Below are 22170 nucleotides of genomic sequence, written 5' to 3'. Positions count from 1 at the left end.
GCAGGGCCGGTGCGATGGGCGATAATCCGCCGATGAACGCTCCCGCCCCCCACGATGCGCTGGTGATCGCCGGCAAACCCTACCGTTCGCGCCTGCTCACCGGCACCGGCAAGTTCGCCGATCTCGAACAGACCCGCCTGGCCACCGAGGCCGCCGCCGCGCAGATCGTCACCGTGGCGATCCGCCGCAGCAACATCGGCCAGAACCCGGGCGAGCCCAACCTGCTCGACGTGCTGCCGCCGGAGCAGTACACCATCCTGCCCAACACCGCCGGCTGCTACACCGCCGAGGATGCGGTACGCACCTGCCGGCTGGCGCGCGAACTGCTCGACGGCCACAACCTGACCAAGCTGGAAGTGCTGGGCGACCAGCGCACGCTGTTCCCGGACGTGGTGCAGACCCTCAAGGCGGCCGAAATGCTGGTGGCTGACGGCTTCGAGGTGATGGTCTATACCAGCGACGACCCGATCCTGGCCAAGCGCCTGGAAGAGATCGGCTGCGTGGCGGTGATGCCGCTGGCCGCGCCGATCGGCTCCGGCCTGGGCATCCAGAACCGCTACAACCTGCTGGAGATCATCGACAACGCCAAGGTGCCGATCATCGTCGACGCCGGCGTCGGCACCGCCTCGGACGCGGCGATCGCGATGGAGCTGGGCTGCGACGGCGTGCTGATGAACACCGCCATCGCCGGCGCGCGCAATCCGGTGCTGATGGCCAGCGCCATGCGCAAGGCGGTGGAAGCCGGCCGCGAGGCGTTCCTGGCCGGGCGCATCCCGCGCAAGCGCTACGCCAGCGCCTCCTCGCCGGTCGATGGGCTGATCGGGTGAGGCCGCAGGCATGACCGACCCGTTCTCCAGCGCCGGCGCCAAGACCCCGCCGAAACCCTTCACCGTCGAGGAAGGGCACCGCCAGGTGCGCAGCTTCGTGCTGCGCCAGGGCCGCTTCACCCCGGCCCAGCAGCGTGCGTTCGACGCGTTGTGGCCGCGCTTCGGCCTGGATTACAGCGGCCAGCCGCGCGATCTGGACGCCACCTTCGGCCGCAGCGCGCCCAAGGTGCTGGAGATCGGCTTCGGCAACGGCGCCGCCTTGCGGCATGCCGCGCAGCACGACCCCAGCCGCGACTACATCGGCATCGAGGTGCATGCGCCGGGCGTCGGCCGCCTGCTCAATGCGCTGGCCGAGGACGGTGCCGACCACGTGCGCCTGTACCACCACGACGCGGTGGAGGTGCTGCAGCACGAGATCGCCGACGGCAGCCTGGACGAGGTTCGCATCTACTTCCCCGACCCCTGGCACAAGAAGCGCCACAACAAGCGGCGCCTGCTGCAGCCGGCCTTCGCCGCGCTGCTGGTACGCAAGCTGCGCGATGGCGGCCGCCTGCACTGCGCCACCGACTGGGCCGACTATGCCGAGCAGATGTGGGACGTGCTCGACGCCACCCCCGGCCTGGTCAACCGCGCCGGCCCGCGCGGCCACGTGCCGCGCCCAGACTGGCGCCCGCAGACCCACTTCGAGACCCGCGGCCAGAATCTGGGGCATGGGGTGTGGGATTTGCTGTATGACAAGCCGGGGTTGGGGAGTCGGGATTCGGGATGAAGAGCGAATCCGCCACGTTCCGGACACAATGCATCCGCGGCATGCCATTACCGCGGCCGGTGCTGGTTAGCGCCGTTAGCTAATCCCGAATCTCCAATCCCCAATCCCGGCCCCCAATGGATACCGCGCTGACGCTGACCACCGATATGAAGCTCGTGCTCGGGCTGGTGGGCTTCACCATGGCGATGTTCGTGTTCGAGCGGATCCGTGCCGACGTGGTGGCGCTGGTGGTGCTGGTGGTGCTGGGGGTGACCGGGTTGATCGCGCCGGAGGAGCTGTTCAGCGGTTTCTCCGGTAATGCGGTGATGAGCATCATCGCCACCACCATCCTCGGTGCCGGGCTGGAGCGCACCGGTGCGCTGAACCGGCTGGCGTCGTGGCTGCTGCGCCGCGCGCGCGGGGTCGAGGAGCGGCTGATGCTGCTCACCACCGCCATCGCCGGGCTCAATTCCTCGTTCATGCAGAACCCCTCGGTGATGGCGCTGTACCTGCCGGTGGCCTCGCGCCTGGCCGGGCGCACCGGGCTGACCCTGCAGCGGCTGCTGCTGCCGATCGCCGCGGCCATCGTGATGGGCGGCGCACTGACCATGGTCGGCAACTCGCCGCTGATCCTGCTCAACGATCTGCTGCAGTCGGCCAACAACAACCTGCCTTCGGGCATGGCCACCATCGAGCCGCTGCGCATGTTCGCGCCGCTGCCGATCGGCGTGGCGCTGCTGCTGGCCTCGCTGATCTACTTCCGCGTGCGCGGCGACAAGGCGCTGGCCGAAGAAGAGCGACTGATCAACGACGGCGTCACCCCGGCGCGCACCGAGAGCTACTTCGCGCGCACCTACGGCATCGAAGGCGATGTGTTCGAACTGATCGTCAGCGCCGACAGCCCGCTGGTCGGCATGACCCTCGGCGAAGCCGAGACCGTGCACAACGCCCCCCTGCTGCTGGCCCTGAAGACCGGCAACGACACCCGCCTGGCACCGCCGGCGGACATGCGCATCTGGGTCGGCAGCGTGCTCGGGGTGATGGGCGCGCGCCAGCAGGTCGCCGATTTCGCGCAGAACCAGTTCCTGCGCCTGTCCTCGCGCCTGCGCAACCTGGGCGACCTGTTCAACCCCAGCCGCGCCGGCATCTCCGAGGCGGTGATCCCGCCGACCTCGCGCTTCATCGGCAAGAGCGCGGCCGAGCTGCGGCTGCGCAAGCAGGCCGGCATCAGCCTGCTGGCGATCAACCGCGACAAGCAGGTGATCCGCGAGGACGTGCGCAAGGTGCCGCTGCGCGCCGGCGACATGCTGGTGTTCCACAGCATCTGGCAGGACCTGGCGCAGGCCTCGGAGAGCCGCGATTTCGTGGTGGTCACCGACTACCCCAAGGGCGAGCACCGCCCGCACAAGTTCAAGATCGCGATGACGATCTTCGCCCTGACCATCCTGATCGCGCTGACGTCCAAGCTGCCGGTGGCGCTGACCCTGATGACCGGCGTGGCCGGCATGCTGCTGACCGGCGTGCTGCGCATGGACGAGGCCTATGCCTCGATCAACTGGAAGACCGTGTTCCTGATGGCCGGGCTGATCCCGCTGGGCTGGGCGATGGACAGCAGCGGCGCGGCGGCCTGGGTCGCCGGCCACACCATCGCGCGCTTGCCCGAGGGCATCCCGGTGTGGGCGCTGGAGATCGCGCTGGGCCTGCTGACCACCGCGTTCTCGCTGGTGATCAGCCACGTCGGCGCGACCATCGTGATGGTGCCGATCGCGGTCAACCTGGCGCTGGCGGCCGGCGGCAATCCCACCGCGTTCGCGCTGATCGTGGCGCTGTCGGCGTCCAACAACCTGATGACCGCGTCCAATCCGGTGATCTCGATGATCACCGGCCCGGCCAACTACCAGCCGCGCGAACTGTGGCGCGTCGGCGGCCCGCTGTCGCTGATCTACACCCTGGTGGTGGTGCTGATGGTCAACCTGATGTCGATGGGCTGGTGGCACGCGCTGTAGCGCGCGCCGCATCGCAAGCGCGACCTGCGCGCTAGACCAGCACCACCTGCCCTGCCTGCACGTCCACCGGCACCGCGTGCAGGCTCTGGCCGCGGCACGGGCCGGACACGCACAGGCCGTCCTGCAGGTCGAACGCGGCGCCGTGCGCGGCGCACACCACATGGCCCTCGCGGCTCTTCAGGAACTGCCCCGGCGCCCAGTCCAGGCGGCGCCCGGCATGCGGGCACACGTTCAACCACGCGCGCACACTGTCGCCTTCGCGGTACAGCAGCAGCGATTCGGACTCGTCGCCGAGCAGCGCCTCGGCCTCGGCCAGTTCGCCGGGGACAAGGTCGTGCAGCGACGCCAGCACGTTGGAAGAGTCGGTCATGGGCTACAGGCGCGCACAGCGATGGGGCCGCAATTCTGGCACGGACGCGCGAGCCCCGCGCCGGTGCGCGGCTTCACTCCACGAGGACATGCAAGCGGTTGAACGCAAAGTGTTAATTTTTCGCTTAACGAAGTTTTCACTCCGTCACATAAAACAGCGCCGATACTGCGCCCCTTCGGTTCAAACTGAAACAGAGTTCTGCCATGCGTGCTCGCCTCTTCAATTTCGACCAATTCCGGCATGTCTTCGCGCCGCGCAAGCCGCGCCATCCGCTGGTCAAGCTGGCGGTCGGCCTGCTCGGCCTGGCGATCCTGGCCGGGCTGGTGTTCGTCAGCGTGTTCGTGGGCGCGGCGATGATCCTGGGCGGCATCGCCATGAAGCTGCTGAGCCAGCGCGGCAAGCGCCCGGCCACCGCGCGCCGGCATGTCGTCGATGGCGAGTACCGGGTGGTGCGCAAGCCGGCGTTGCCGTTGTAAGGCGGGGATTGGGGAGTCGGGATCGGGGATTCGCAAAAGCGGATTCCATATGCCTGTTGGATTTGGGTTGAACCCATCGCGGTAGACTGCTGCATCCCCTTCTCGTTGGATGCATGCCCATGAAAGACCTGTTCGCCGCTGCCGAGGCTCCGCGCGTTCCCGTGCGCGGCCAGGGCCTGTTCCCGGTGCATCGCATCTACTGTGTGGGCCGCAACTTCGCCGACCATGCGCGCGAGATGGGCGCCAGCGCGCCGGCCTCCAAGGCCGAGCGCGGCCAGCCGACCTTCTTCATGAAACCGGCCGATGCGCTGGTGATCGGCGACGAGGCCATCCCCTACCCGTCCGCGACCCAGGACCTGCACCACGAGGTGGAACTGGTGGTGGCGCTGGGCCAGGACGCGCCGGTCGGCGTGCTGCCGGTGGAAGCCGCCGACGCGCTGATCCTGGCCTACGGCGTGGGCCTGGACCTGACCCGTCGCGACCTGCAGGCCGCCGCCAAGGCCAAGGGCCTGCCATGGGATATCGCCAAGGGCTTCGATGCGTCCGCGCCGATCAGCGAGCTGATCCCGGCTGGCGAAGTCGGTGCGCTGGAGGCGCTGAACCTGTCGCTGGAAGTCAACGGCGAGGTGCGTCAGCAATCGCTGCTGGATCAGATGATCTGGAACGTGCCGGAGATCCTGCACGAACTGTCCAAGCTGTTCGCGCTGCGCGCCGGCGACCTGGTGTTCATGGGCACGCCGGCCGGCGTGGCCGCGCTGCGCCCGGGCGACCGCTTCAGCGCGCGCCTGGAGAACGTGGCCGAACGGCACGGCCGCATCGTCGGCTGAAGCCACGCGCATGGTCGCGCGCCGTGCGCATGCCGTGATCCGACGACCACAGTCACTGCGCTAGGCTAGCGCCGCGGCGACAGGCCCGCACTGACAAGAGAGGAGTTCCGATGAGCATGATCCGCGAATTCAAGGAATTCGCCATGCGCGGCAACGTGCTGGACCTGGCGGTCGGCGTGGTGCTCGGCGCCGCGTTCGGCAAGATCGTCACCGCGCTGGTGGAGAAGATCATCATGCCGCCGATCGGACTGCTCGTGGGCGGCGTGGATTTCTCGCGTTGGGCCTGGACGCTGAAGGCGGCCACGGTGGACGCGGCCGGCAAGCCGGTGCCGGCCGTGGTGATCGGCATCGGCGATTTCCTCAACACCATCATCCAGTTCGTGATCGTCGCTTTCGCCATCTTCATGCTGGTCAAGGCGATCAACCGCATCGCGCGCAAGGAACCGCCGGCGCCGAAGGCCCCGAGCGAAGAAGTGCTGCTGCTGCGCGAGATCCGCGATTCGCTCAAGCACGAGCCGCGCCCCGAGTAAGCGCGACGGCGTGCGCGGCCTTCGCATGGAGGCCGCGCCGTGCACGACGGCGAGGCACTGCTAAGCTCGCTGTTCCTGTCCACGGAGTCTTCCATGCGCCGTCTCGCCGTCGTCATCGCTGCCGTCCTGAGCCTGTCCTCCCCTGCCGTCGCCGCCGAGGCCACGCGCATTCCGGAGGCGGCGCTGCGCGATGCGGCGACGTTGCGCGAGCGTGCGCTGGCCGACGACACCGGCTGGAAGGTGGTCGAATCGCTGACCACTGAAATCGGCCCGCGCCTGGCCGGCAGCGAGGCCGACGCACGCGCGGTGGCCTGGGCCACGGCCAAATTCAAGGCACTGGGTTTCGACAAGGTGTGGACCGAGCCGGTGACGTTCCCGAAGTGGGAGCGACGCAGCGAACACGCGCAGGTGCTCGGCGCGCATGCGCAACCGCTGACCGTCACCGCGTTGGGCGGCAGCCCCGGCGGCACGGTCGAGGCCGAGGTGGTGCGCTTCGCCGACCTGGCCGCGTTGCAGGCGGCGCCCGCGGACGCGCTGCGCGGCAAGATCGCCTTCGTCGATTACCAGATGCTGCGCACGCGCGACGGCAAGGACTACGGCAATGGCGGCGCGGTGCGCAGCAAGGGGCCGTCGGAAGCGATCCGCAAGGGGGCTATCGGCTTCGTGATGCGCTCGGCGGGCACCGATTCGCACCGCGTGCCGCATACCGGCATCACCCGCTTCGACGAGGGACTGACGCCGGTGCCGGCGGCGGCGCTGTCGGTGCCCGATGCCAACCAGCTCACGCGCCTGCTCGCGCGCGGCCCGGTACGCCTGCGCCTGGCGCTGGACTGTGGCTGGGACGGCACCGCCACCTCCTACAACGTGATCGGGCAGATCACCGGGCGCACGCTGCCCAACGAGGTCGTGCTGATCGGCGGGCACCTGGATTCGTGGGACCTGGGCACCGGCGCGGTCGACGACGGTGCCGGCGTCGCCATCAGCATGGCCGCCGGGCATCTGATCGGCCAGCTCGAGCAGGCGCCCAAGCGCAGCATCCGCGTGGTCGCCTTCGCCAACGAGGAGCAGGGACTGTACGGCGGCAAGGCCTACGCACAGGCGCATGCCAAGGACGTGGCGCGGCACCAGATCGCCGCCGAGAGCGACTTCGGCGCCGGCCGCATCTACGCGTTCAACACCGGCTCCGGCGATGCTGCCGGCTCGCGTGAGGCGACCCGGCAGATCGCCGAAGCGCTGGCGCCGCTCGGTATCGCCTATGCGCCCGATGCCGGCGGCCCCGGCCCGGATGTCGGTCCGCTCGCGGCCAAGGGCGGCGCCTGGGCGTGGCTGGCGCAGGACGGCAGCGACTACTTCGATTTGCATCACACCGCCGACGACACCCTGGACAAGATCGACCCGAAGGCGCTGGCGCAGAACGTTGCCGCGTATGCGGTGTTCGCGTATCTGGCGGCGCAGGCCGATGGCGGTTTCGGCAGCCAGGCCAAGACAGTGGAACCGCCCAGGGAGTAAAGTGCACCGGACCTGCGCAGGACGCGCGCAGGCGCTCCCTTCCGCAGCAGCGCCAGGACCTTTGATGGGCATACGGCAACGTCGCGCGGGCTCAGCGGTGACGTTGCTGGATGTGGCCCGCCATGCGGGCGTGTCGCCGATGACCGCTTCGCGCGTGATCAACCGCCACCCGCGCGTGAGCGCGACCATGCGCGAGCGCGTCGAGGCGTCGATCCAGGCGCTCGGCTACCGCCCCAACCTCGCCGGCCGCTCGCTGCGCACTGCAGGACTGGCGCGCATCGGCGTGCTGTACAGCAATCCCAGCGCGGCCTACCTCAACCAGTTCATGCTCGGCGTGCTGGAGCGGAGCAGCCTGGAAGGCTGCCAGGTGCTGGTGGAGAAGAGCGAAGACAGCGACAGCCAGCGCGCCGCCACCGAACGCCTGCTCGATGCCGGCGCCGATGGGCTGATCCTGCCGCCGCCGCTGTGCGATGCGCGGCAGACCATCGCCGAACTGGACGCGCGCGGTATCCCGCTGGTGGCGGTGGCCACCGGCGCGCCGTTGCCCGGGGTCAGCTCGGTGCGCATCGACGACTACGCGGCCGCTTGCGCGCTCACCCAGCACCTGCTCGACCTCGGCCACCGCGACATCGGCTTCGTCAGCGGCGATCCCGGCCACACGCCCAGCGCGCTGCGCAGCCGCGGTTTCTTCGACACCATGGCCCGGGCCGGACTGACGGTGGCGCCGGAGCGCGTGGCCGAGGGCATGTTCACCTACCGCTCCGGCCTGCTCGCGGCCACCGCGCTGCTGCAGGTCGCGCCGCGCCCCAGCGCGATCCTGTGCAGCAACGACGACATGGCCGCGGCGGCGCTGGCGATCGCGCACGGGTTGCGCCTGCGCGTGCCGGACGATCTGTCCATCGCCGGCTTCGACGACACGCCGGTGGCGACCACGATCTGGCCGGAGCTGACCACCATCCACCAGCCGGTGGCGGCGATGGGCGGGGCGGCAGTGACGCTGCTGCTCGGCGAGATCCGCCAGCGCCGCGATGGCCTGCCCAGCCGCGGCACCCACCAGGTGCTGGACTACACTCTGGTCACGCGCGCGTCCACCGCGCCGCCTGCAGCGGGCTGATCGCGACGGCGACGCGTGCGCTGCCGCTCAGGCGCGCGCGTGCCGGACCACGTCGACCTGGGCGACGCCCAGCAGGCCGGTCAACGGCACGTCGGCGCGGCGTTGCCGCGGGTCGGCCACCAACCCCTGGTCGCGCAGCAGGTCCAGTAGCCGCTCGGCCAGCGGCATGACCATGTGCCGGCCCCAGCAACGCTCGGACGCATGCCCGAACGGCAGGTAGCCCGGCAAGGCATCGGGATCCACGCCGTCCCAGCGCTCCGGGCGGAACGCCTCCGGCTCCTCCCACAGCGCCGGATCGCGATGGCTGAGCAGGGGCAGCACCAGCACGTCGTCGGCGGCGCCGATGCGCGGATCCAGCGCGCCGTATTCCGGCGAGGCGTTGCGCAGGATGTTCCAGGACGGCGGCAGCAGGCGCAGGGTTTCGTAGAGCAGGTTGCGGTTGGAGACGCGCAGGTCGAACGGCGACCCCAGCCACAGCGCATTGGCGACCAGGGTGGAAATGGTGAAGCACACCGGCGCGGCGGTGCGCCGGTACAGGCCCATCGCATCGCGGCGCGCGCGGTAGCCGTCGGCCGCCGACAGCAGCGTGGCCAACGCCGATGCCTCCGCGCCAGGCGCCAGCGGCGCGAGCGCGCCGGCGGCGATCACGGCCCAGGTCAGGCGCGGCGTCAGTTCCAGGGTGCGGTCCATCAGCAGGCGCAGCCGCCACGGGTCGCCGCCGAGCAGCAGGTCGCGCAGATAGACATGGCCGACATGCGGCCACGGGCCGGACAGGTCGAGCGTCGGCGGCGGCGGGCGTTTCAGCGCCTCGCGTACATCGCGGCCGATCGCCTGCATCAGCTTGGCGGCCTCGCTGCGCGCGATCGAGCGGCCGTGCAGCGGCTTGAAGGTCGGCCGTTCGTACTCGGTGGCGGGCCGCGCCGCGAGCAGGCGGTCGCTCAGCGCGGCGCCGGCGACGCCGACCGTGTCGGCATCCAGGCGGAAGGCCTCCTGTCCCACATGCGTGCGCAGCAATGCCTGCAGACGCGGCGCGAAGACCGTGGCGCGCGCGTCCCGGTCGACCAGGGTGGCGGACATCGCGAATCTCTTGGAGGAACGGCGCCCGACGCAGCGTCTCCGCCGGGCACCGGCCGCACGCGACAGCGCGCGGCAACGCACAGGGGCGCTCAGTACCAGATGTACCAGGCGTACGACTTCAGCGGCTTCTTCGACGAGAGCAGGTGCTTGATGGAGAACAGCAGCTTCATGAGCGATATCTCCGCAGGAGTGACGACGACCCTTTCGGGGGAGGACTGCGCGGTCTCGCTGGCGCGCATCGCGCGGGGACGCGATCGCATCGACGAGGCGCGCCTGCACGCTACGCCGCCGACCGTCGCCCCGCAAACCCGAAACAGGCACGTGCGCACACTATTTCGTAGCCAAATGCCGGCCGTCCTCAACGCGTGACGCCGTGCTCAGCGCGCAGCGGATCCGTGCGGATGCCGGCTGCGCCAGGTCCCCAGCAACACCGCGGTGGCGGCGGCGACATTGAGGCTTTCCACCGCGCCGCTGCCCGGGATCGACAGGCGCAGATCGCAGGCCTGCGCGAAGTCGCGATCCATGCCGTCGCTCTCGGCGCCCATCACGTAGACCAGGCGTTGCGGCAAGGCCGTTGCGAACAGATCGTCGCCGCCGGCCACCAGCGTCGCCGCCAAGGCGAAGCCCGCGCCGCGCAACTGCGCCTGCGCCTGCATCGCCGGCGGCAGCCGCACCAGCGGCACCGCCTCGGCACCGCCCTCGGCCACGCGCGCGGCGGCACCGGACAGCGCCAGCGCGGCTTGCTCCGGCAACAGGATCGCGCCCGCGCCGAAATGCGCCGCCGAACGCAGGATCGCGCCGAAGTTGTGCGGATTGCCCACGCCATCCAGCCACAGCGCCACCACCGGTCCCGGCGCCAGCGTCTGCAGCCAGTCGGCCAAGGCCAGCGGCGCGACGCGCAGCACGTCGGCGACCACGCCCTCGTGGTGGCTGCTGGCGGCGAGCTTGTGCAGGTCGGCCTCGTCCACCACCCGGTAGCCGACCCGGTTGGCCACGCACCACTTCAGCAGCGGCTGCAGCGCCGGGATCCGCGCCTCGCTCAGGTACAGCTTGCGGATCGCCTCCGGACGCCGCGCGTACACCGCACGCACGGAGTTGAGGCCGTACAGGCGCAGTTCGTTGCGGTTGGTCGCGGCCGCCGCACCCTCACCCCCGGCCCCTCTCCCGGGGGGAGAGGGGGGATTGCCACCGCGCGGGCGGTTGCCCCAGGGCGAGGTCATGGGCGCACGCCCGTGGCGCAGGCGCGCCACGCCGGAGCGGCGCAGCGGGAACGAAGGGCATGACGCATGGGGACTCTCCTGGAAGCGCGTGGACCACGCGCCGGGAACGGCGCGCTTCGGGCATTTTCGCTCATCCGCGTGGCGCCGGCTGCCCCAGTGTGGTCATCGCGGCGCCGGCACTTGTCTACGTCACGCCACACGAAGCGCAAACCGGATCGCGGCGACGACCGAGAAACAGTTCACCCTCGCCCCACACCATGCGGGATTCCCGACAATGCATGAGGAAATCCGACAAGCGCGCGATGCGCGTTGGGTCCATGGTCGCCACTCCCACGGCCACCACGCAGGCATTTATCGAGAGCAGGCACGCCCCGCACCACGCGCTTCGCAGACGGGAGGCAAGCCACGACCGACGGCGCCGCTACGCGCCGCGCCGTCGCGCCGCACAGCCTCCCGAGAACGCATTCCGCATTCTCATGACAAGGCGACTCCCATGCATTCCGACTTCCGCCCTTCCCGGACCGCACGCTACCGCGCCTGCGCCGCATTGTTGCTGACGCTGACACTCTTCGGCCTCAGCGCCAGCGCAGTGGCGCAAACCGCCGCTCCCGATGCGCGCCTGACCCGGGTCGGCGCCCTGCGCGCCGTGCACAAACCCAGCAACGTCCCCGACGACTACATCCAGACGCCTTTCGGCTACTTCGCGCCCGCCTGCGTGCGCCAGGTCCATCGCAACGAACGCATCCTCGGCGACGGCGGCCTGCAGCGCACCGACGGCGTGCGCGAACAGGCGCAGGCCTGCACCCAGGACAACTTCACGCCCAACGGCATCCGGGTAAAGCCCGACGGGCGCGGCCCGGATGGCCGGCAGGTCCGCGGCAGCGCCGCGCTGGTGGGCTCCAGCGCGCGTCGCGCGGTGCCACCGCCGATCACCCACGACTGGGTGCAGGCGGCCATCGACGTGACCGGCAACAAGATGGGCCGCATCGTCGCCAGTTGGACGGTGCCGCAGAACCCGACCAACGTGGCGCAGCAGACGGTGTACTTCTTCCCCGGGATGCAGAGCGACGATCCGACCATCCTGCAACCGGTGCTGGGCTATCGCGGCGACAGCAACACCTGGGACCTGAGCAGTTGGAACTGCTGCCAGGACGGCATGGTGTGGTACAGCGAGTTCATCCCGGCCAAGGCCGGCGACCGGATCGTGGGCGACACCTATGCCACCTGCAACAACGGCAAGCCCTGCTCGAACTGGAACGTCGACACGCGCAACGTCACCAGCGGCCAGAGCGTGCGGCTCAGCACCACCTACGACATCAACTCTCGTACCCACCTGGTGGTGGGCGGCGCGCTGGAAGTGTACGCGGTGGACAGTTGCGACCAGTATCCACCCGACCGACGCATCACCTTCAACGCGATCGGCGTGTACGACTACCGCATGCAACGGGTGACGTCACCGGCGTGGGTATCGTACATCGACAGCTCCGGCTTGGATGTGCAGTGCAACTACGCCGTGGACACCACCGCCGCCTCGGCGACCATTTCCTACTGAGGCCGTGCCTCCTGCGCGTCGCTCCGAACGAGCGACGCGCGGATCAGGCTGCCGGCCAGGTCCGGGCAAACAGCCGCAAATCGCGTCGTTTCCCGTCGCGTACCGACACCTCGGGGCGCACGCCGATCTCGGCGAAGCCGTTCTTCTGCAGCACCCGCGCCGAGCCGCGATTGTCCGGCAGCACCAGCGCCTCGATCCGCTGCAGTCGCAATGCCGGCACCGCCCAGTCCAGGTAGGCGGCGACGATGCGGGTCATCCGCCCCTGGCCCCAATACGCACTGCCGAGCCAGTAGCCGAGCTCGGCCCGGTCCGGCGCCGGCTGCGCCGCGGCATGCAGGCCGATCCCGCCGCAGGCCTCGCCACCGATCTCGATCGCCAGCACCGGGTCGTTCAGGTCGATCACCTGTCCGCCCAGGAAGGCCTCGCCGTCGGCACGCGTGTAGGGGTGCGGAAAACGCCGGCTCAGCCCGCGCGCCACCTGGGCATCGTCGGCGTGGCGCACCAGCGCGTCCAGGTCGCCGGCACACCAACGCCGCAGCACGATGCCATCCAGATGCAGTTGCAGATCGCGCCAGGGGGCGTCGGCGGCGGTCTCGGACATCGGCGGCTCCTGTGCTGCGGGCGCCCAGCATAGCCGCCGGCTGTGGCGCGCGATCGTCTACGGCTGAGGGTTTTTCCTGACAGACCAGCGAAAGCCAGCGCCGCTAGACTCCCGCGCCGCACCTCGCCCTTCTGTCCAAGAGCCGTTCCCCGATGCCCTCCGACACCGCCGCCACGGCCCGCATTCCGATCTTCATGTACCACAACGTGGCCGAAGCGCCGCGTCACCTGCAGGTGTACCGCAGCCTGTACGTGAGCCCGGGCCGCTTCGCCCGGCAGATGCGCCTGCTGCAGCGGCTGGGCTACCGCGGCGTGTCCATGTCCGACGCCATGCCGTACCTGCGCGGCGAGCGCCAGGGCAAGGTCGCGGTGGTCACCCTGGACGACGGCTATCTGGACAACCTGCATGCGGCGCTGCCGGTGCTGCAGCGGCTGGGCTTCACCGCCACGGTGTACATGGTCAGCGGCTGCATCGGCCGCCACAACGTGTGGGATGCGCAGAAGCTGGGCATCGAGAAGCCGCTGATGAACCTCGCCGAGTTGCGCCAGTGGCGCGCCGGCGGCATGGAGATCGGCGCGCACACCCGTTCGCACCCGCACCTGACCCGGTGCAGCGATGCGGCGCTGCGCGAGGAGATCGGCGGCTGCAAGCGCGAGCTGGAGGACCTGCTCGGCGAGGCGGTGCCGCAGTTCTGCTACCCCTACGGCGATGTCGACGACCGCGTCGCCGACGTGGTGCGCGAGGCCGGCTACACCGCCGCCACCAGCACCCGCCGTGGCCGTGCGCCGGCCGGCTCGGACCCGATGCGCTACCCGCGCATCCAGGTCGCGCGCCACCACCTGCTGCCGCAATTCGCGCTGCGCGCCTTCACCGCGTACGAGGACCGGCGGGGATGAAATTCCTGTTCGTCGGCACCAATCCCGAAAACACCGGCGCGGCCACCCATTTCGTGGCGCTGGCGCAGGCCCTGGCCGGCGTCGGCCACCAGGTCGAGGTGATCGCCTGCGAGGGCGGCCTGATCGCCGACGAGCTGCGCCGCAGCGGCATCACCGTGCACGTCGGGCACTTCCACAACGTGCTGGATCCGGATGGCTACGGGCCGCTGCTGCGGGTGGCGCGACGCAGCCGGCCGGACTGGCTGGTCGGCAACTTCGGCAAGGAGTACTGGCCGCTGCTGCTGGCCGGGCGGGCGCTGGGCATCCCCGTCACGCTGTTCCGCCACCGCACCCCGGCGATGAGCGCGCTGTCCGGCTATGCCATCCCGCGGCTGGCGGCGCGCTTCTTCGCGGTGTCGCACTACGCGCGCCAGGCCTACCTGGAGCGCGGCGTCCCGGAAGCGCTGGTGCAGGTGCTGTACAACCCGGTGACGATGGAGCGGCTGCGCCCGGATCCCGAACGCGGCCGCGCCATCCGCGCCGCGCAGGGCTTGCCCGAGGATGCGATCGTGCTCGGCTACAGCGGGCGCATGCATGCCGGCAAGGGCATTTTCCCGCTGCTGGAGGCGGCCTCGGCGGCGATGGCGCAGGAGCCGCGGCTGCACTGCCTGTGGCTGGGCGATGGCCCGGACGCGGCGCAGTTGCAGGCGCAGGCTGCGACGCAGCCGCATGGCGAACGCCACCGCTTCGTCGGCTGGGTCAACGACACCACGCCGTACTACAACGCGATGTCGATGCTGGCGTTCCCGTCGCTGGCGCCGGAAACCTTCGGCCGGGTCTCGGTGGAGGCGCAGGCCAGCGGCGTGCCGGTGCTGGCCAGCCACGTCGGCGGCACCGCCGAGACGCTGGACCCCGGGGTCAGCGGCGAACTGCTCACGCCCGGCGACGTGGATAGCTGGCGCGATGCGATCCTGCGCCTGTGCGATGGCGAACGCCGCCAGCGCATGGGCCAGGCCGGGCGCGACTTCGTGCAGCGCCATTTCGGCGGCGCGGTGATCGCCGCGCAGTTCGTGCACCTGTTGCAGCAGCCGCGCTGCGCGCCGCAGCCGCTGGCGTCGTCGCGCACCGATCCGGCCTGAGCACGCGCGCTGCGCGCACGCGCCTGGGCGATCCCGCTCAGGCGTGGCCGCCGACCGAAGGCGTCCGCGCTTCCAGTTCCTGCAGGCGCTGCTGCACTGCGTCCGGCGAGCGCGTGTACGGCGCCAGCAGCGCGTAGAACGCCGGCACCACGAACAGCGACAGCAGCGTGGACACCGACACGCCGAAGATCACCACGATGCCGATGGTGGCGCGGCTGGCCGACCCCGGGCCACCGGCGACCACCAGCGGGATCGCGCCGACCACGGTGGCCAGCGAGGTCATCAGGATCGGCCGCAGCCGCACCGCGGAGGCTTCGACGATGGCCTCGCGCACGCCGCGCCCGGCGTCGCGCAACTGGTTGGCGAACTCGACGATCAGGATGCCGTTCTTGGCCGCCAGCCCCACCAGCATGACGATGCCGATCTGGCTGAACAGGTTGAGCGTGCCGCCGCTGATCGCCAGGCCGATCAGCGCGCCGAGCACGCCCAGGGGCACGGTCAGCATGATCACCAGCGGGTGGATGAAACTCTCGAACTGCGCCGCCAGCACCAGGTACACGATCAGCAATGCCAGGGCGAAGGTCAGCAGCACTGCGCCACCGGCCTGCTGGTACTCGCGCGATTCGCCCTTCCAGTCGAGCTGCGCGTAGTCGGGCAGTTCCTCGCGCGCCACCTGCTGCGCCCAGGCGATCGCCTCACCGAGTGGATAGCCCGGGGCCAGGCCGGCGTTGATGGTGATGGCGCGCAGGCGGTTGAAGCGGTGCAGGTTGCCCGGCTCGGCCACTTCGCGCAGGGTCACCAAGTTGGACAGGGGGATCAGTTGGCCGCTGTCGGCACGCACGCGGATTGCCGCCAGGTCCGCCGGGTTGGCGCGGCCGTCGCGGCTGGCCTGCAACATCACGTCGTATTCCTCGCCGTTGTCGACGAAGGTGGTGACCTGGCGCGAGCCCATCAGCGTCTCCAGCGCGCGGCCGATCTCGGTCACCGGCACGCCGAGGTCGGCCGCGCGCTGGCGGTCGATCTCCACGCGCATCTGCGGCCGGGTTTCCTTGTAGTCCGAGTCGGCGCCGACCAGGCCCGGGTTGTCGGCGATGCGCGCGAGCAGGCGGTCGCGCCATTGCGCGATCTCGGCGTAGTCGGGGCCACCGAGCACGATCTGGAACGGCTGCCCGCGACTGTTGACCAGCCCGCCGCCGACCTGGGTGCGCGCGCGCACGCCGGGCAAGGCGCGCAGTTCCTCCTGCAGCGTGGCGGCAACGTCGGCAGTGGCCACGTCGCGCTCGCTCCAGTCGCGCAGGAACACGCTGACCCGGCCGGTGTGCATCTCCTCGCTGGCGCCGAAGCTGCCGGGCACGCGCGGGTTGGCGCGCGCGATCGGCTGGCCGTCGCCGCGGTGGCGGTCGAGGATGGCCTCGACCTGATGCATCTGCCCCACGGTGTAGTCGAAGCCGGCGCCTTCCGGCGCGTCGATCATCACCTGGAACGAGCCGCGATCCTCGGCCGGCGCCAGTTCCGAGGGAATCATCCGCGCCAGCAGCGCACTGGCCGCCAGCGCCGCCAGCATCAGCGCGCCGAACAGCCAGGCGCGGCCGACGTGGCGTTCGAGCACGCGCCGATAGCGCCCGCTCAGCCCCTGCAGCCGTGCCTCGACCCAGCCATGCACGCGGTTGGGCCGTTCGCTGGCATGCGCCTTGAGCAGCTTGGACGACATCATCGGGGTCAGGGTCAGCGCGACGAAGGCGGAGATCGCCACCGCCGCGGCCAGCGCCACCGCCAGTTCGCGGAACAGGCGCCCGGTGTTGCCTTCGAGGAAGCCGACCGGCAGGAACACCGCCACCAGCACTGCGGTGGTGGCGATCACCGCGAAGGCGACCTGCGCGGTGCCGCGCCGCGCCGCCACCAGCGCCGGTTCGCCAAGGTCGACGCGGCGCTGGATGTTCTCCACCACCACGATCGCATCGTCCACCACCAGGCCGATGCACAGCACCAGCGCGAGCAGGGTCAGCAGATTGATCGAGAAGCCGAACGCATACAGCGCGATGAACGCAGCGACCAGGCACACCGGCACCGTCACCGCCGGAATCAGTGCCGCGCGCACGCTGCCAAGGAACAGCCAGATCACCACCAGCACCAGCACCACCGCCTCGATCAGAGTGTGGTAGACGCGTTCCACCGAGGCATCGATGAACACCGTGGAATCGAAGGCGACGAAGATCTGCGTGCCCTTGGGCAGGGTCTGCTGGATCTGCTGCGCCGCCGCGCGCGCGGCGCGGGCCACGTCCAGGCTGTTGGCGGTGGAGGTCTTGACGATGCCCAGGCCGACGTTGGGCACGCCGTTGCTGCGGAAGTAGGCGCGGCGCTCGGCCGAGGCCAGTTCCACCTTGGCCACGTCGCCCAGCCGCACCACGTAGCCGTCGCGGCCCTTGCCCAGCGGGATCGCGGCGAAGTCCGCCGGCGTGCGGTAGCCGCGCTCCACGCGCAGGGTGAAGTCGCGATCGGCCGATTCCAGGCGGCCGGCCGGCAGTTCCACGTTCTCGCGGGCCAGCGCGTTCTCAACGTCGGTCACGGTGAGCGCGCGCGCGGCCAACTGGTCGCGGTCCAGCCAGATCCGCATCGCATAGCGCTGGCGCCCGCCCAGGCGCACCTGGGCGACGCCGTCGATGCTGGAGAGCCGGTCCACCACGTAGCGTTCGGCGTAGTCGGACAACTGCAGCGCGTCCATCGTGCTGGAGCTCATGTTGAGCCACAGGATGGCATCGGCATCGGCCTCGACCTTGGCGATCTCCGGCGCGTCGGCCTCGTCGGGCAGGCGGTCGAGCACGCGGCTGACCGCGTCGCGCACGTCGTTGGCAGCGGCCTCGATGTCGCGGGTGGCGCGGAACTCGATGCTGATGTCGGCCACGCCATTGGAGCTGCGCGCCTGGATCGTCTCGATGCCTTCGATGCCGGCCAGCGCGTCCTCCAGCACCTGGGTGATGCGGCTTTCCACCACCGCCGCCGAGGCGCCGGGGTAACGCACCTCCACCGAGACGATCGGCGGATCGATCGCCGGCAGCTCGCGCAGGGTCAGCCGGCTGTACGCCATCACCCCCAGCACCACCAGCAACAGGCTCATCACCGCGGCGAACACCGGCCGGGTAATGGAGACGTCGGACAGCTTCATCGCGCCAGATCCGCCGCGGCGCTGCCGCTGCGCGCGCCGCCGTGAGCGCTGGCGGCGGCATCGACCACCGCCACGCCCGGACGCAGCTTGCCGGTGCCCTCGACCACGATGCGCTGGCCGGGTTGCAGGCCGTCGACGATCTCAACCAGGCCGTCGCGGCGCGCGCCGGTGCGCACATCGGCGCGGGCCACGGTGGCGTCGGCGCCGACCCGATAGACGAAGGCGTCGCGTCCCACCTGCACCACCGCGATCTCCGGGATCACCAGCGCCTGCCGGGCGGGCCGGTACAGGCGCACGTCCATCAGCATGCCCGGGCGCAGCGCGCGGTCGGCATTGTCGAACGCGGCGCGCACGGTGACCGCACGGGTGGCGCTGTCCACGCGCGCATCCACCGTGGCGACCTTGCCTTCGAAGGCGCGCCCCGGATAGGCCACGCTGCGGCCGCCGACGGTATCGCCCGCCTTCACCGTCGACAGCGCCGCCTCCGGCACCTGGAAATCCACGTAGACCTGGGCCACGTCGTCGAGCGTGGCGATGGTGGCGTCCGGCGTCAGCAACGCGCCGGGGCTGACCTGGCGCAGGCCGAGCACACCGGCGAACGGCGCGCGCACGCTGCGGTCGCCGATCTCCGCGCGCATCTGCAGCACCCGCGCCTGTGCGGCGTCGCGCAGCGCGCGTTGCGTATCGAGTTGCGCGCGCGAGACCAATTGCCGCCCGACCAGCTCGCTCTGCCGCCGGTACAGTTGCTCGGCCTCGGTGTAGGTGGCCTCGGCCTCGCGCAGCGCCGCCTGCTGGCCCTGCCCGCGCAGCGTGACCAGCGGCGCGCCGGCCGCCACTTCCTGGCCGCTCTCGAAATGCACGCGCTCCACGATCTCGCTGACCTTGGCGGTCAATGTCACCGACTCGCGGGCCTTGACCGTGCCCAACGAGGACAGGCTGTCGTTCCACTCACGGGGCTGCACCGTCTGCAGCGTCACCGGAACCGCAGTGCCGGCGCTCGTCGGCGCCGACGGCTCGCCGCAGCCGGCAAGCGCGAGCGACGACAACAGGAGGCACACCAGGCGGACGCCGGCGCGTGGTCGGTGCGGCATGGAGATCCCGGACGCGTGGAGTTCGACGCAGTCTAACGGCCCGGCGTGACGAGCGTTGACACGCGGCGACCATGACCGACGACCCTTGCCGGCCCCGGCATGCGCTGCGCGGTGAGACGCAGCGCACGGGTGGCGCGGCCTGCGCCGCGCCCGTTCGTCACCCTCTGCGCGGCGCGACGGCGATGTGTTGCCGCTCGCGCAGCGCACTGCACAGGCGAATGCTTTCGGCGGTCTGCGCCAGGCCGCGGTCGGCACCGCTGAGCGCCTTCAGGCGCGGGGTGAAGAACGCCTCCAGCCGGTCCGCTTCGGCAGCGTCGCAGCCGCCGGCGGCAGCCAACGCCGGCAAGCGGCCGCCGTCGAAGGAGCCGGAGCGCGCCACGATGCGATCGAAGTGCGCGGTGTACCAGGGCCACATCGACGCATGCGTGGCCGGCTCGGCATGCGCGCCCATCAGCAGGCGGGTCATCTCGCCGACCTTGATCGCATCGGTCAGGGCGAAATCGCGCACCTTCTGCAACTGCTGCGGATCGCGCACGGCGCCGAGCGCGGCGATCATCGCGTTGCGCTGGGCCGGTTCGCCGTGACCGCGCAGGGCGGCGATCAACGCGTCCACCGCCGGCGCGCCGCGCTCCTGCACCGCCACGGTCAGCGCGGCATCGAGCAGATCCGGATTGGCGGCAGCGAAGTCCAATGCGCCGCCCTTGCCCGCCAGCACCGCATCGCCCTGGGCCAGCAGCGCCTGCCGCACCGCCGGCACCCCCATGGTCACCCCGAGCAGCTCGGCCAGCTCGGAGCGCAACGCAACATCGTCGTCGCTGTCGCCGGCGCGGCGCTGATACCCCAGCGCCTGCAGGCGTGCGCCGAATGCGGCCTCGGTGGCCTGACGCAGCATGGCGCGCTGTGCGTCGTCGCGGGCCAGGACCCGCCAGATCCAGCCGATGCGGTCGTTCAGCGCGGTCGCCACCGCCGTGGCCTTGGCCGGCGCCAACTGCTGCATCGCCGCGATCACATCGGCGGTGTCGGCCTCTCCGGTGCGGAACGCACTGTCGATGGCATCGGCATAGGCCAGCTTCTCGGCGTCGTCGAGCGCATCGAGGTGGCGGCCGAGCGCCGCCAGTTGCGGCTTGGGCAGGGCGAAGCGGTAGTAGCCGGTGCCGCCGGCGTTGGGCATCACCCAGCTGTCGGCGTCGGCGCCGGCGAGCGCGAGGCGGCCGTCGCTGGCGGACAGCATCTGACAGGCGCGGCGCACGCCCTGGCGCGTGCCGTACTTGACGCACACCGGCACGCCCCAGGTCTGCGCGGCGCTGCCGCGCGAGCCCAGCGGCAGGAAGCGCTGCTGGTGCAACTGCAGCACCGCACCGCCCGCCTCCGGCTGCAAGCGCACCTGCAGCGAGGGCACGCCCGGCTGATCCAGGAAACTGCGGAACGCCGCCTTGAAGTCGGCGTCCTTGCCGGCCGCGGCGGCGATGGCGTCGACCAGGTCGTCGGCGGTGGCGTTACCGAAGCGGTGCGCGCGGATATAGGCGCGCATGCCGCTGCGGAAGGTGTCCTCGCCGACGAACTGTTCGAACATGCCCAGCACCGCGGCGCCCTTGCGGTAAGTGATGCTGTCGAAGGCGGTCTCGATGTCGCCGTTGCCGGTGATCGGCTGGCGGATCTTGCGTGCGCTGACCAGGCTGTCGTTGTTCATCGCGTCCTGCGCGGCGCTGATGCGGTCCAGGTCGGCGCGGTACTGCGGCCGCAGGCGCATGGTGATCTTCTGCTGCATCCAGGTGGCGAAGGCCTCGTTGAGCCACAGGTCGTCCCACCAGGCCATGGTCACCGTGTCGCCGGTCCACTGGTGCGCCAGCTCGTGCGCGGTGACGTTGAACGAGCCCTCGACGTTGTGCCGCGGCGAATCGTCGTCCAGCAACAGCAGCCAGTCGCGGAACGTCACAAAGCCGGGGTTTTCCATCGCACCGGCGGAGAAGTCCGGTGCGGCCACCAGGTCCAGCTTGTCGAACGGATAGCCGAAGTCGTAGTAGTCCTCCAGCGCGGCGATGATCTCCGGCGTCTGCTGCAGCGCGCGCCGGATGCGCGGCCCCTGTCCATGCGCGGCCACGCCGCGCAGCGGGACGGACTGCGGACGCTGCGGCGTGGCCGGCAACGCCGGCCCGTCGACCACGTCCCACGGCCCGACCGCATAGGCCACCAGATAGGTCGGCAGCGGCACGGTCTCGGCGAAGCGCACGGTCTTCCAGCCCTTGCCGGCCGGCTCGGTGGACGTGGCGCGGGTGTTCGCCAGCGCCTGCTCGCCCTCGGGCACGGTCAGGCGCAGTGCGAACGGCGTCTTCAGTGCCGGCTCGTCGAAGCCGGGAAAGGCATAGCGTGCGCTGATCGGCTCCATCTGGGTCAAGGCGTAGGCATGCCCCTGCGCCTTGACCTGGTACAGGCCCTGCAGCTGCTGGTTGAACGGCGCGCGGTAGACGAAGGTGAGGGTCAGTTCCTGCGGCTGCAGCGTGCGTCCGAAGGCGATGCGGGCCACGCCCGCCTGCGCGTCGGCCTGCGTGTAGCGCACCGGGAACGAGGCGCCATCGGCGGTGCGCAGCGTGGCCTTGCTCACGCGCAATTCCTTGCCGTGTAGCCACAGATGATCGGACGCGCGCTCCAGGCGCACGCGGATGGTGGCGGTGCCGTCGAAATCGGTGCGTTCCGGATCGATCTTCAGATCCAGCGCATAGTGCTCGGGGACCGCCCAGGCCGGCAGGCGCCCGGTCGGCACCGCATCGGGCGCCTGCGCGCAGGCCGCGCCGCAGCACAGCGCGAGAACGGAGAACAGCACGCGACGGGACAGAGCTGGCATGGACGGGGCCTTCGCCGATGAGGAGGGCGACGACTTAAGCATGCGCGGCGGCGGCTGTCACGTGATGACGCCAGCAGACCCTCGCGCGGCGGGAAAGGTTCTCGTAGGAGCGGCTTCAGCCGCGACCGGGCATCACCGGGAAGGCCGGGTCGCGGCTGAAGCCGCTCCGACGACAGGTGTGCTGTGGCGTGGCGCGGCGAGAC

Annotated in this window: 18 protein-coding genes and 1 pseudogene; 11 read left to right on the top strand and 8 right to left on the bottom strand. The window is 70.7% G+C overall.

Annotated features, from left to right (window positions below; genetic code table 11):
• Positions 1-32 precede the first annotated feature (32 nt).
• The 3 genes from NUG21_RS05645 to NUG21_RS05635 all read left to right on the top strand — a co-directional run bounded on the left by NUG21_RS05645 (position 33) and on the right by NUG21_RS05635 (position 3581).
• Positions 33-827: a thiazole synthase gene (locus NUG21_RS05645; RefSeq protein ID WP_019796478.1), complete on the top strand. Its 795-nt coding sequence runs from the start codon at positions 33-35 to the stop codon at positions 825-827.
• Positions 828-837: 10 nt separating this feature from the next.
• The gene (gene trmB, locus NUG21_RS05640) at positions 838-1596 is read left to right on the top strand and encodes a tRNA (guanosine(46)-N7)-methyltransferase TrmB (RefSeq protein ID WP_263392509.1); all 759 of its coding nucleotides are present in this window, start codon (positions 838-840) and stop codon (positions 1594-1596) included.
• A 116-nt stretch (positions 1597-1712) separates the two neighbouring features.
• Positions 1713-3581 carry an SLC13 family permease gene (locus NUG21_RS05635; RefSeq protein WP_019796679.1) on the top strand — a complete coding sequence of 623 codons (1869 nt, stop codon included), beginning with the start codon at positions 1713-1715 and terminating at the stop codon, positions 3579-3581.
• Positions 3582-3612: 31 nt separating this feature from the next.
• Here NUG21_RS05635 and NUG21_RS05630 read toward each other — a convergent pair whose 3' ends face one another.
• The gene (locus NUG21_RS05630) at positions 3613-3951 is read right to left on the bottom strand and encodes a Rieske (2Fe-2S) protein (RefSeq protein WP_019796678.1); all 339 of its coding nucleotides are present in this window, start codon (positions 3949-3951) and stop codon (positions 3613-3615) included.
• Positions 3952-4154: 203 nt separating this feature from the next.
• Here NUG21_RS05630 and NUG21_RS05625 point away from each other — a divergent pair, with 203 nt between their 5' ends.
• The 5 genes from NUG21_RS05625 to NUG21_RS05605 all read left to right on the top strand — a co-directional run bounded on the left by NUG21_RS05625 (position 4155) and on the right by NUG21_RS05605 (position 8407).
• Positions 4155-4427, top strand: coding sequence for a hypothetical protein (locus NUG21_RS05625; protein ID WP_017910413.1), 273 nt, complete (start codon positions 4155-4157; stop codon positions 4425-4427).
• Between the two features lie 119 nt (positions 4428-4546).
• The gene (locus tag NUG21_RS05620; RefSeq protein WP_160947567.1) at positions 4547-5254 is read left to right on the top strand and encodes a fumarylacetoacetate hydrolase family protein; all 708 of its coding nucleotides are present in this window, start codon (positions 4547-4549) and stop codon (positions 5252-5254) included.
• A gap of 110 nt (positions 5255-5364) precedes the next feature.
• Complete coding sequence (gene mscL, locus NUG21_RS05615) at positions 5365-5784, top strand: large-conductance mechanosensitive channel protein MscL (protein WP_019798175.1); 420 nt, start codon at positions 5365-5367, stop codon at positions 5782-5784.
• 93 nt (positions 5785-5877) lie between these two features.
• The gene (locus tag NUG21_RS05610; protein WP_263392508.1) at positions 5878-7293 is read left to right on the top strand and encodes a M28 family peptidase; all 1416 of its coding nucleotides are present in this window, start codon (positions 5878-5880) and stop codon (positions 7291-7293) included.
• Positions 7294-7354: 61 nt separating this feature from the next.
• Positions 7355-8407, top strand: a complete 1053-nt coding sequence (locus NUG21_RS05605; protein WP_263392507.1) for a LacI family DNA-binding transcriptional regulator — start codon at positions 7355-7357, stop codon at positions 8405-8407.
• A gap of 231 nt (positions 8408-8638) precedes the next feature.
• Here the strand turns inward: NUG21_RS05605 and NUG21_RS20965 are convergent.
• From NUG21_RS20965 to NUG21_RS05590, 3 genes and pseudogenes are all read right to left on the bottom strand, one after another.
• Positions 8639-8950, bottom strand: a pseudogene (locus NUG21_RS20965) (cytochrome P450); the annotation flags it as partial.
• 623 nt (positions 8951-9573) lie between these two features.
• Positions 9574-9663, bottom strand: coding sequence for a tryptorubin family RiPP precursor (locus NUG21_RS05595; protein WP_017911958.1), 90 nt, complete (start codon positions 9661-9663; stop codon positions 9574-9576).
• Positions 9664-9861: 198 nt separating this feature from the next.
• Positions 9862-10704 carry a TrmH family RNA methyltransferase gene (locus tag NUG21_RS05590; RefSeq protein ID WP_263392506.1) on the bottom strand — a complete coding sequence of 281 codons (843 nt, stop codon included), beginning with the start codon at positions 10702-10704 and terminating at the stop codon, positions 9862-9864.
• 493 nt (positions 10705-11197) lie between these two features.
• Between NUG21_RS05590 and NUG21_RS05585 the strand changes: the two genes are divergently transcribed.
• Positions 11198-12256, top strand: a complete 1059-nt coding sequence (locus NUG21_RS05585) for a hypothetical protein (protein ID WP_263392505.1) — start codon at positions 11198-11200, stop codon at positions 12254-12256.
• Between the two features lie 43 nt (positions 12257-12299).
• On the opposite strand, the gene NUG21_RS05580 is transcribed toward NUG21_RS05585, so the two are convergent.
• On the bottom strand, positions 12300-12857 hold the full coding sequence (locus NUG21_RS05580) for a GNAT family N-acetyltransferase (RefSeq protein WP_242080558.1): 558 nt from the start codon (positions 12855-12857) through the stop codon (positions 12300-12302).
• Between the two features lie 152 nt (positions 12858-13009).
• Between NUG21_RS05580 and NUG21_RS05575 the strand changes: the two genes are divergently transcribed.
• Both NUG21_RS05575 and NUG21_RS05570 read left to right on the top strand, forming a co-directional pair.
• A complete protein-coding gene (locus NUG21_RS05575; protein ID WP_160947560.1) occupies positions 13010-13753 on the top strand; it encodes a polysaccharide deacetylase family protein in 744 nt (247 codons plus the stop codon).
• A complete protein-coding gene (locus tag NUG21_RS05570) occupies positions 13750-14871 on the top strand; it encodes a glycosyltransferase family 4 protein (RefSeq protein WP_263392504.1) in 1122 nt (373 codons plus the stop codon). Before NUG21_RS05575 ends, NUG21_RS05570 begins: the two co-directional genes overlap by 4 nt.
• 37 nt (positions 14872-14908) lie before the next feature.
• Here the strand turns inward: NUG21_RS05570 and NUG21_RS05565 are convergent, their stop codons facing one another.
• The 3 genes from NUG21_RS05565 to NUG21_RS05555 all read right to left on the bottom strand — a co-directional run bounded on the left by NUG21_RS05565 (position 14909) and on the right by NUG21_RS05555 (position 21967).
• Positions 14909-18034, bottom strand: a complete 3126-nt coding sequence (locus tag NUG21_RS05565; protein ID WP_263392503.1) for an efflux RND transporter permease subunit — start codon at positions 18032-18034, stop codon at positions 14909-14911.
• Positions 18031-19125 (bottom strand): efflux RND transporter periplasmic adaptor subunit, encoded by a 1095-nt coding sequence (locus NUG21_RS05560; RefSeq protein WP_263392502.1) that lies wholly within the window; start codon positions 19123-19125, stop codon positions 18031-18033. Before NUG21_RS05560 ends, NUG21_RS05565 begins: the two co-directional genes overlap by 4 nt.
• A 157-nt stretch (positions 19126-19282) precedes the next feature.
• Positions 19283-21967: a M1 family metallopeptidase gene (locus NUG21_RS05555; RefSeq protein WP_263392501.1), complete on the bottom strand. Its 2685-nt coding sequence runs from the start codon at positions 21965-21967 to the stop codon at positions 19283-19285.
• Positions 21968-22170: the final 203 nt, after the last annotated feature.

It is taken from the genome of Xanthomonas sp. CFBP 8445 (assembly GCF_025666235.1).
Lineage (GTDB): Bacteria > Pseudomonadota > Gammaproteobacteria > Xanthomonadales > Xanthomonadaceae > Xanthomonas_A > Xanthomonas_A indica.
The sequence above is the reverse complement of the archived record's forward strand: the minus strand, read 5'-3'. Positions and strand labels throughout refer to the sequence as shown.

Bases quoted from the DNA above. Each gene is read 5' to 3' on its own strand.
- NUG21_RS05585 (WP_263392505.1), top strand. From the start codon at position 11,198: ATGCATTCCGACTTCCGCCCTTCCCGGACCGCACGCTACCGCGCCTGC.
- NUG21_RS05645 (WP_019796478.1), top strand. From the start codon at position 33: ATGAACGCTCCCGCCCCCCACGATGCGCTGGTGATCGCCGGCAAACCC.
- NUG21_RS05575 (WP_160947560.1), top strand. From the start codon at position 13,010: ATGCCCTCCGACACCGCCGCCACGGCCCGCATTCCGATCTTCATGTAC.
- NUG21_RS05630 (WP_019796678.1), bottom strand. From the start codon at position 3,951: ATGACCGACTCTTCCAACGTGCTGGCGTCGCTGCACGACCTTGTCCCC.
- NUG21_RS05570 (WP_263392504.1), top strand. From the start codon at position 13,750: ATGAAATTCCTGTTCGTCGGCACCAATCCCGAAAACACCGGCGCGGCC.
- NUG21_RS05565 (WP_263392503.1), bottom strand. From the start codon at position 18,034: ATGAAGCTGTCCGACGTCTCCATTACCCGGCCGGTGTTCGCCGCGGTG.
- NUG21_RS05620 (WP_160947567.1), top strand. From the start codon at position 4,547: ATGAAAGACCTGTTCGCCGCTGCCGAGGCTCCGCGCGTTCCCGTGCGC.
- NUG21_RS05560 (WP_263392502.1), bottom strand. From the start codon at position 19,125: ATGCCGCACCGACCACGCGCCGGCGTCCGCCTGGTGTGCCTCCTGTTG.
- NUG21_RS05555 (WP_263392501.1), bottom strand. From the start codon at position 21,967: ATGCCAGCTCTGTCCCGTCGCGTGCTGTTCTCCGTTCTCGCGCTGTGC.
- NUG21_RS05590 (WP_263392506.1), bottom strand. From the start codon at position 10,704: ATGACCTCGCCCTGGGGCAACCGCCCGCGCGGTGGCAATCCCCCCTCT.
- NUG21_RS05635 (WP_019796679.1), top strand. From the start codon at position 1,713: ATGGATACCGCGCTGACGCTGACCACCGATATGAAGCTCGTGCTCGGG.
- trmB (WP_263392509.1), top strand. From the start codon at position 838: ATGACCGACCCGTTCTCCAGCGCCGGCGCCAAGACCCCGCCGAAACCC.
- NUG21_RS05580 (WP_242080558.1), bottom strand. From the start codon at position 12,857: ATGTCCGAGACCGCCGCCGACGCCCCCTGGCGCGATCTGCAACTGCAT.
- mscL (WP_019798175.1), top strand. From the start codon at position 5,365: ATGAGCATGATCCGCGAATTCAAGGAATTCGCCATGCGCGGCAACGTG.
- NUG21_RS05625 (WP_017910413.1), top strand. From the start codon at position 4,155: ATGCGTGCTCGCCTCTTCAATTTCGACCAATTCCGGCATGTCTTCGCG.
- NUG21_RS05610 (WP_263392508.1), top strand. From the start codon at position 5,878: ATGCGCCGTCTCGCCGTCGTCATCGCTGCCGTCCTGAGCCTGTCCTCC.